The organism is Nocardioides sp. NPDC058538 (assembly GCF_042719275.1).
GTDB lineage: Bacteria > Actinomycetota > Actinomycetes > Propionibacteriales > Nocardioidaceae > Nocardioides.
In genome coordinates this window covers 254,021-261,679 of record NZ_JBHXNY010000004.1, presented here as the reverse complement: position 1 = coordinate 261,679, position 7,659 = coordinate 254,021, and the positions used below count along the sequence as shown (strand labels likewise).

Annotated in this window: 7 protein-coding genes; 5 read left to right on the top strand and 2 right to left on the bottom strand. The window is 72.0% G+C overall.

The features are described 5' to 3' along the window. Positions 1-254 precede the first annotated feature (254 nt). From ACFWQC_RS06025 to ACFWQC_RS06010, 4 genes are all read left to right on the top strand, one after another. The gene (locus tag ACFWQC_RS06025) at positions 255-2,324 is read left to right on the top strand and encodes a primosomal protein N' (RefSeq protein ID WP_378674471.1); all 2,070 of its coding nucleotides are present in this window, start codon (positions 255-257) and stop codon (positions 2,322-2,324) included. Positions 2,325-2,369: 45 nt separating this feature from the next. Continuing rightward, positions 2,370-2,915: a peptide deformylase gene (gene def / locus ACFWQC_RS06020; protein ID WP_378674468.1), complete on the top strand. Its 546-nt coding sequence runs from the start codon at positions 2,370-2,372 to the stop codon at positions 2,913-2,915. Further along, positions 2,915-3,835, top strand: a complete 921-nt coding sequence (fmt, locus tag ACFWQC_RS06015) for a methionyl-tRNA formyltransferase (protein ID WP_378674465.1) — start codon at positions 2,915-2,917, stop codon at positions 3,833-3,835. Before def ends, fmt begins: the two co-directional genes overlap by 1 nt. 124 nt (positions 3,836-3,959) lie before the next feature. Beyond that, positions 3,960-5,279 (top strand): RsmB/NOP family class I SAM-dependent RNA methyltransferase, encoded by a 1,320-nt coding sequence (locus tag ACFWQC_RS06010; RefSeq protein WP_378674462.1) that lies wholly within the window; start codon positions 3,960-3,962, stop codon positions 5,277-5,279. 4 nt (positions 5,280-5,283) lie between these two features. Here the strand turns inward: ACFWQC_RS06010 and ACFWQC_RS06005 are convergent, their stop codons facing one another. Next, entirely contained in the window at positions 5,284-6,084 is an 801-nt protein-coding gene (locus ACFWQC_RS06005) for a hypothetical protein (protein ID WP_378674459.1), read from the bottom strand. Then, the gene (locus tag ACFWQC_RS06000) at positions 6,081-6,596 is read right to left on the bottom strand and encodes a SigE family RNA polymerase sigma factor (RefSeq protein ID WP_378674456.1); all 516 of its coding nucleotides are present in this window, start codon (positions 6,594-6,596) and stop codon (positions 6,081-6,083) included. The genes ACFWQC_RS06005 and ACFWQC_RS06000 overlap by 4 nt, the downstream gene beginning before the upstream one ends. Before the next feature lie 103 nt (positions 6,597-6,699). Here ACFWQC_RS06000 and ligD point away from each other — a divergent pair, with 103 nt between their 5' ends. Beyond that, the gene (ligD, locus tag ACFWQC_RS05995) at positions 6,700-7,656 is read left to right on the top strand and encodes a non-homologous end-joining DNA ligase (protein ID WP_378674453.1); all 957 of its coding nucleotides are present in this window, start codon (positions 6,700-6,702) and stop codon (positions 7,654-7,656) included. Positions 7,657-7,659: the final 3 nt, after the last annotated feature.

Below are 7,659 nucleotides of genomic sequence, written 5' to 3'. Positions count from 1 at the left end.
AACACCATCGTGGCCCGGCCCCGGTCACAGCGCTACCGGAACCGAGCCACGATCTTCAACTTCCACAGTCACCGAAGGTGCCCTCCGGCTCGGCGCGGTTTCTGGTCAGGACGAGCGCGGCGTCCATGTCGATCTCGACCCGCTTCGCGGGTTCGCAAGCTCACCCGCTGCGCTCGCTCGATCTCCTCGCGTTCGCCCGGCGCAAGCGCCGGGCAAGGCTCGGATGTCGGCGCGGGCTGGTAGGAATGTCGGTTGTGAGCCGGGGACCGCAGGAGGCAGCCGGGGCAGCCGAGCTGGAGCTGCCCGGGCTGGTTCGCGACCGGGTCAAGGAGGGGCGGGCGAAGGCCGCGGCAACTCGGGCGCGGAAGGCCGCCGAGGCGTCGATCGCCGAGGTCGATCCGGTCGCCAAGGTCCTGGTCGACCTGCCGATGGCCCACCTGGACCGGCCCTTCGACTATGCGGTTCCGGCCTCGATGGCCGAGGAGGCCCAGCCGGGGGTCCGGGTGAAGGTGCGGTTCGGTCCCAAGGACGTCGACGGGTTCGTCGTGGCACGGACGGAAGCCTCCGAGCACGCGAACCTGCAGCCGCTCAAGCGGGTCGTCAGCTCCGAGGCGGTGCTCACGCCGCAGGTGGCCGCGCTGAGCGAGTCGGTCGCGCGGCGCTACGCGGGTGCCCGGGCCGACGTGCTCCGGCTGGCGATCCCGCCTCGGCACGCCTCGACCGAGAAGGAGCCCTCAGCGGTCGCCCCTGCCGGGCGGCCCTTCGACGCCGCCGCCGCGGCAGCGGCGTGGGCGGGTCACGAGCCGGCGTCCGCGTTCCTACGACATCTGGCCTCCGGTGGAGCGCCGCGTGCGGTCTGGCACGCCGCGGCCGGCACCGACCACGCCGACCTGATCGCCCATGCCACCGCGACGACCCTGGCCTCCGGGCGCGGCGCGCTGGTCGTGGTGCCGGACTGGAAGGACCTCGCCCGTCTCGACACGGCGATGACCAAGGTTCTGGGGGAGGGGCAGCATGCTGTGCTGGCCGCCGACGCCGGGCCCGCCTCGCGCTACCGGGAGTTCCTGCGGGTCGCCCGGGGCGCGGTGAAGGTGGCGATCGGCACCCGCGCGGCGGCCTTCGCGCCGGTGCACGACCTTGGGCTGGTCGTCGTCTGGGACGACGGAGACGATCTCCTCGCCGAGCAGCGTTCGCCCTACGCGCACGCGCGCGACGTGCTGCTGCTGCGCGCCGAGCAGGAGCAGGCGGCTGCTCTCGTGGGTGGCTTCGCGCGGACCGTGGAGGCCGGGTTCCTGACCGAGACCGGCTGGGCGCAGGAGATCCGGCCGACGCGCGCCCTCGCCAGGCAGCGGGTGAGCATCGAGATCACCGGCGACACCGACTTCGACCTCGAGAAGGACCCGCTCACCCGCGCCTCGCGGGTGCCCCGTGAGGCCCACGAGATCATCCGGGCCGCGCTCGTCACCGGCCCCGTCCTGCTGCAGACGCCACGTCGCGGATACGCGGCCTCGCTGGCGTGCGACCGCTGTCGTACGCCGGCCAGGTGCTCGGCCTGCCAGGGGCCGCTGCAGCTCGGCGGACCGGCCGCGCCGCCGACGTGCGGCTGGTGCGGTCATGTCGAGACGGCCTGGGCGTGCGGAGCCTGCGGCGGGTTCGGGCTGCGGGCGCCGATCATCGGCGAGGCGCGTACGGCCGAGGAGATGGGTCGCTCCTTCGCCGGTGTGCGGGTGGTGACCTCCTCGGCGGGAGCGGTCAAGCAGACGGTGCCGGGCACACCGGCGATCGTGGTCGCCACCATCGGCGCCGAGCCCGTCGCCGAGGGCGGCTATGCGGGGGTGCTGCTGCTCGACACCTGGCTGCTGCTGGGGCGGCCGGATCTGCGTACGGACGAGGAGGCGCTGCGCCGCTGGAGCAACGCCGCGGGACTGGTGCGGCCCGGTGGGCGGGTGCTGGTCGTCGGCGACCCGGCGCTGTCGGTGCTGCAGGCGCTGGTGCGCTGGGACCAGCCCGGGTTCGCCCAGCGCGAGGCGGCCGCCCGACAGGAGGCCCACCTCCCGCCGGCGTCGCGGCTGGCCACCATCACCGGCACTCCCGGAGCGCTCGACGACGCGCTCACCCTGCTGGCGCTGCCGCCCGGCGCGGAGGTGCTGGGCCCGGTCCCGGCCGAGCCCACATCGACCGGAGAGCCACGCCTGCGAGCGGTCGTACGCGTGCCGCGATCCCTCGGCGTCAAACTCACCGAGGCGCTCGGGGAGCTGCAGCGAGTGCGGTCGGCGCGCAAGCTCGACCCGGTGCGGGTCCAGGTGGATCCGCCGACGCTCTGAGCCCACGTATTGTGGTCCCGACACGCTCGACCACCTAGGAGAACAGTGGCAGTCCAGCCCATCCGACTCTTCGGCGACCCCGTGCTGCGCAAGCCAGCATCTGCGGTCCTCGACTTCGACAAGGAGCTGCGCAAGCTCGTTGCCGACCTGACCGACACCATGCTCGAGGCTCCCGGTGCCGGACTGGCCGCTCCCCAGATCGGAGTGAGCCTGCGGGTCTTCACCTGGTACGTCGACGGCCAGGTGGGTCACCTGATCAATCCGGACCTGACCCTGTCGGAGGAGACGCAGGACGGGGGAGAGGGCTGCCTGTCGCTCCCCGACATCACCTTCGACTGCCGCCGGGCACTCTCCGTCGTGGCGAGAGGCTTCGACATGCACGGTGAGCCGGTCACCATCGAAGGCTCCGAGCTGCTCGCCCGGGCCATCCAGCACGAGACCGACCACCTCGACGGCATCCTGTTCATCGACCGGCTCGACGAGGCCGCGCGCAAGGCGGCGATGAAGGAGATCCGGGAGTCGGAGTGGTTCGGCCTGGAGAAGCCCACGGTGAAGGTCTCGCCGCACGCGACGAACGGGTTCGGGTTCTGATGAGGGTCGTCTTCGCAGGTACGCCCGAGGTGGCCGTCCCCTCGCTGGACGCGATCGCCGCCTCGCGCCACGAGCTCGTCGGTGTCGTCACCCGGCCCGATGCCGCGCAGGGGCGCAGCAAGCGGCTGGTGCCCTCGCCGGTGGCCCAGCGGGCCGAGGAGCTGGGGGTGCCGGTGCTCAAGCCGGAGCATCCCCGCGAGCCCGAGTTCCAGGCGGAGCTGAAGGCGCTGGAGCCCGACTGCTGCCCGGTGGTCGCCTACGGTGCGATGCTGCCGCAGTCGGCGCTGGACATCCCGCGGCACGGCTGGGTCAACCTGCACTTCTCGCTCCTGCCCGCCTACCGCGGCGCCGCTCCGGTGCAGCGCGCGGTCTGGGCCGGCGAGGAGATCTCCGGGGCCACCACCTTCCGGATCGTGAAGGCGATGGACGCCGGTCCCGTCTTCGGCACCATGACCCAGGCGCTGGCGCCCGAGGAGACCTCCGGATCGCTCTTCGAGAAGCTCACCGAAGGTGGCGCCCGGCTGCTGGTGTCCACGCTCGACGGCATCGAGGACGGCTCGCTGGAGGCGCGCGAGCAGCCCACCGAAGGCGTCACCTACGCCGACAAGATCACCGTCGAGGACGCCCAGATCGACTGGACGCAGAACGCCGTCGCCATCGACCGGCAGATCCGCGCCTGCACCCCCGCGCCGGGAGCCTGGACCCTGCTCGACGGAGAGCGGTTCAAGGTCGGGCCGGTCACGATGGCCGAGGAGGCGGTGACTCCCGGGGAGCTGGTCGTCCGCAAGAACGAGGTCCTCGTCGGCACCGGCACCACGGCGGTCCGGCTCGGCCGGGTGAAGGCCTTCGGCAAGAAGGAGATGCCCGCGGCTGACTGGGCTCGCGGCGTACGTCTGGAGTCCGGTGTCACCTTCGAATAGAGCACAGCCGGGTAAGCGCTCAGGCCCCGGCCGGCGGCCACAGGGACCGGCTCGATCGGGGCCGCGCGGCAGCACCAAGCCCGCCGATCCGGCCCGGCTCGCCGCGTTCGAGGTGCTCAAGGCGGTGCGGGTCGATGGGGCGTACGCCAACCTGGTGCTGCCCCACGTCCTCGGCCGCCTCGGGCTGGAGGGCAGGGATGCGGCCTTCGCCACCGAGCTCGCCTCGGGGACGCTGCGGCAGCAGGGGACGTACGACGCCGTGCTGGCCGCCTGCATCGACCGGCCGCTGGCCAAGGTCGAGGCGAAGGTGCTCGACGTGCTGCGGCTGGGTGCGCACCAGGTGCTGTCCATGCGGGTGCCCGACCATGCCGCGATCTCGACCAGCGTCGACCTGACCCGGTCGAAGGTCGGACAGGGCCCGGCGGGGTTCGTCAACGCCGTGCTGCGCAAGGTCACCCGCAAGTCACTCGACGAGTGGGTCGCCGAGGTCGCGCCCGCGCGCGAGAATGACCACGACGGCTGGGCCGCGGTCGCCTTCAGCCACCCGCGCTGGGTCGTCCAGCGGCTCGCCGAGGCAGTGGGTCGTGACCAGATCGACGCGCTGCTCGAGGCCGACAACGCGCCGCCGTCGGTCACGCTAGTCGCCCGTCCCGGGAGGGCGACGGTCGAGGAGCTCGGTGGTGCGCAGACGCCCTACTCGCCCTTCGGAGTCACGCTCGGCTCCGGCTCACCGGCTGGGATCGCCGCGGTCGCGGAGGGACGCGCCGGGGTGCAGGACGAGGGGTCGCAGCTCGTCGCCATCGCTCTGGCCGAGGCCGACCTCGACCGGCAGGACGCCGGGACGGAGTCGTGGCTGGACGTGTGCGCCGGACCCGGTGGCAAGTCGGCGCTGCTGGCCGCCCTGGCAGCGCAACAGGGCGCTGCGCTGGTCGCCAACGAGCGCCAGCCGCATCGCGCCGGGCTAGTCCTCGCCAACCTGACCGACCGGTCGGCCGGAGCCCCGGTCGACGGGACCGTCGGAGTCGTGGCCGGCGACGGGACCCGGCCGCCGTTCAAGGACTCGACGTTCGACCGGGTCCTCGTCGACGCCCCGTGCACCGGCCTGGGAGCGCTCCGCCGTCGTCCCGAGGCCCGGTGGCGACGCGCGACGGCCGACCTCGACGTACTCGTCGGCCTCCAGCGCGCCCTCCTCGACCGGGCGATCGATCTGACCCGGCCGGGCGGTGTCGTGCTCTACGCCACCTGCTCGCCGGTCCTGGCCGAGACCAAGGGCGTGGTGCAGAGCGTGCTCGAGGACCGATCCGATATCGTCCTCGAGCCCATCGGCGCCACGGTCGGCACGGTGCCCGACAGCGCCGGGCCGATGGCAGGCACCGTGCAGCTGTGGCCACACCGCCATGGCACCGACGCGATGTTCCTGGCGCTGCTGCGGCGCACCCCGTAGCGGATCAGTCGGTCCACCTGAGCGAGTCGGCGAGCGCCTCGAGCTCGGCGTCGGTGGTGCCCTCCCCGCTCTGGACGCTGATGAAGATGTCGCCATGGACCGGGGTGATATGGGAACCCGAGCCGGGGCCGGCCTTGTCGGGGTTCTTGCTCCAGTCCGGGTAGTCCTTCGCCGGGCGGATCACCAGGCCGGCCACGCCACCGTCCTCGGACGAGCAGGAGGCCTTGTCGTCGATCAACGACCACTCACACGTCCAACCGGGCGGCTGCTTGACGGGAACCTTGTCGACGAGCCCTTTGCGGTCGCCTTCGGTGGCGATCCTGACGCCGGGATAGTCCTCGAGGAGCGTGTCGTTGCTCCATTTCTGCTCCACCGCGCCGGCCGGTCCGGACAGGACGATCGTGAAGCCGGTCCCGGCGCCCTGAAGACCACTGACCGCCTGCACCGTGATGTCCATCGTCCTCGCCTCGTCGTTGGTGACGACCTGCCCCGTGACCCCGTCGCCGACGTCGAGGCTCTGCCCAGAGGCAAGGGGTGCCGTCGAAGCCGACGCCGACGGTGCACCGGCAGCGCCGAGGGGGGCCTGGTCGACCGCGGTCGTGTTCAGGAGCTGAGAGAGCCCCAGCCCACCCGCGGCGAAGGCGCCGACGGTCGCAGCGGCGCCGACGGTCACGGTGATGCGCTGGCGGCGGCGGATGCGCGAGCCTGCGCTGATCGCGCCCGCTGAGAGTCTGGCGTAGTCGGGGTGCTGGTCGGCGACCCGCTCGTGCAGTGCCGTACGCAAGCTGGTCTCTGGGTCGTTCATCGGGTGGTCCTCTCCGGGAAGATGTCCGCAACCAGCGGGCGCAGCCGTTCCAGGGCACGCTTCGAGCGGGTGCGGACCGCCGTCTCGGTCAGTCCGAGGTCGGCAGCTGTCTGGGACACGGATCGGTCCTCCCAATAGCGTGCGACGAGCACGGCCCGGTCGGTCGGCGACAGCCGCTGGAGGGCGGCAAGCAGGTCGATCCGGGCGCTGGGGTCGGCATCGCTGCCCGGATCGTCCGGCAGCGTCGAGGTCGGCATCTCGGCGTTGCGCCGGAGCCGTCGGTGGGAGATGAATCCGTTGAGGAGCACACGTCGTGCGTAGGCCGCCGGGTTGTCCGCCCTGCTGACCCGCCGCCAGGACGCGAAGACCCGGGCGTACGTCGTCTGGGTCAGGTCCTCGGCCAGGTGATGGTCACCCGTCAACAGCAGCGCGGTGCGGTAGAGCGCGCCGCCCGTCGCATGGACGAAGTCGGCGAACTCCTCGGCGGGGGTCGTCGCGGTCGATGTGCTCACATCCCTTCGACGCCTCGGGCCGAGGTCCACGTGACACCCCCGTGAGGATCGAGATGAGCGAGTTTCGTTTAACCGCATCATCTCAGCGCCTACGCTGGCGAGCATGGCCAAGGCATCGCCGTCGGTGGAGATCGAGGTGGACAACCGCGTCGTCAGGATCTCCAACCCGGACCGGGTCTACTTCCCGGAGACCGGTGCGACCAAGCTCGACGTGGCGCAGTACTACCTCGCCGTGGGGCCGGGGATCGTCAACGCGCTGTGGGAGCGGCCGTGCATGCTGCACCGGTTCCCCAAGGGCCTGGCGGGGCCGAAGGTGCACCAGAAGCGGCTGCCGCAGGGGGCTCCCGACTGGATCGAGACCGTACGCCTCTACTTCCCGCGCTGGGGTCGGACCGCCGACGAGCTCTGCGTGACCGAGCTCGGCGCGGTGATCTGGGCGGTCCAGATGTCGACGGTCGAGTTCCACCCCTGGAACAGCCGCCGCGAGGACACCGAGAAGCCCGACGAGTGGCGTATCGACCTCGATCCCGGTCCCGATTGCCCGTTCTCGACCGTGCAGACGGTGGCGGGCGTCGTACGCGAGCTCCTCGACGAGCTCGGCGCGGTCGGCTACCCGAAGACGAGCGGTGGCTCCGGGATGCACGTCTACGTCCGGATCCCGCCGGAGCACGGGTTCGCCGACGTACGCCGTGCCGCGCACGCCTTCGCCCGCGAGGTCGAGCGCCGGGCACCGAAGCTGGTCACCACGGCGTGGTGGCGCAAGGATCGCGACCCGGCGCAGCTGTTCGTCGACTACAACCAGAACACCCGAGATCACACGATCGCGTGCGCCTACTCGATTCGCGGCGTCGCCGACGGCCGGGTCTCCACCCCGATCACCTGGGAGGAGACCAAGGACGTCGACCCGCGCGAGTTCACGATGCGGACGGTGCCGGCACGGTTCGCGGAGATCGGCGACCTGCACGCCGACATCGACGACCATCCGTTCTCGATCGAGCCGCTGCTGGAGTGGGCCGACCGGGACGGAGCGGAGACGCCACCCGAGCCCGACGAGGAGTGAGTC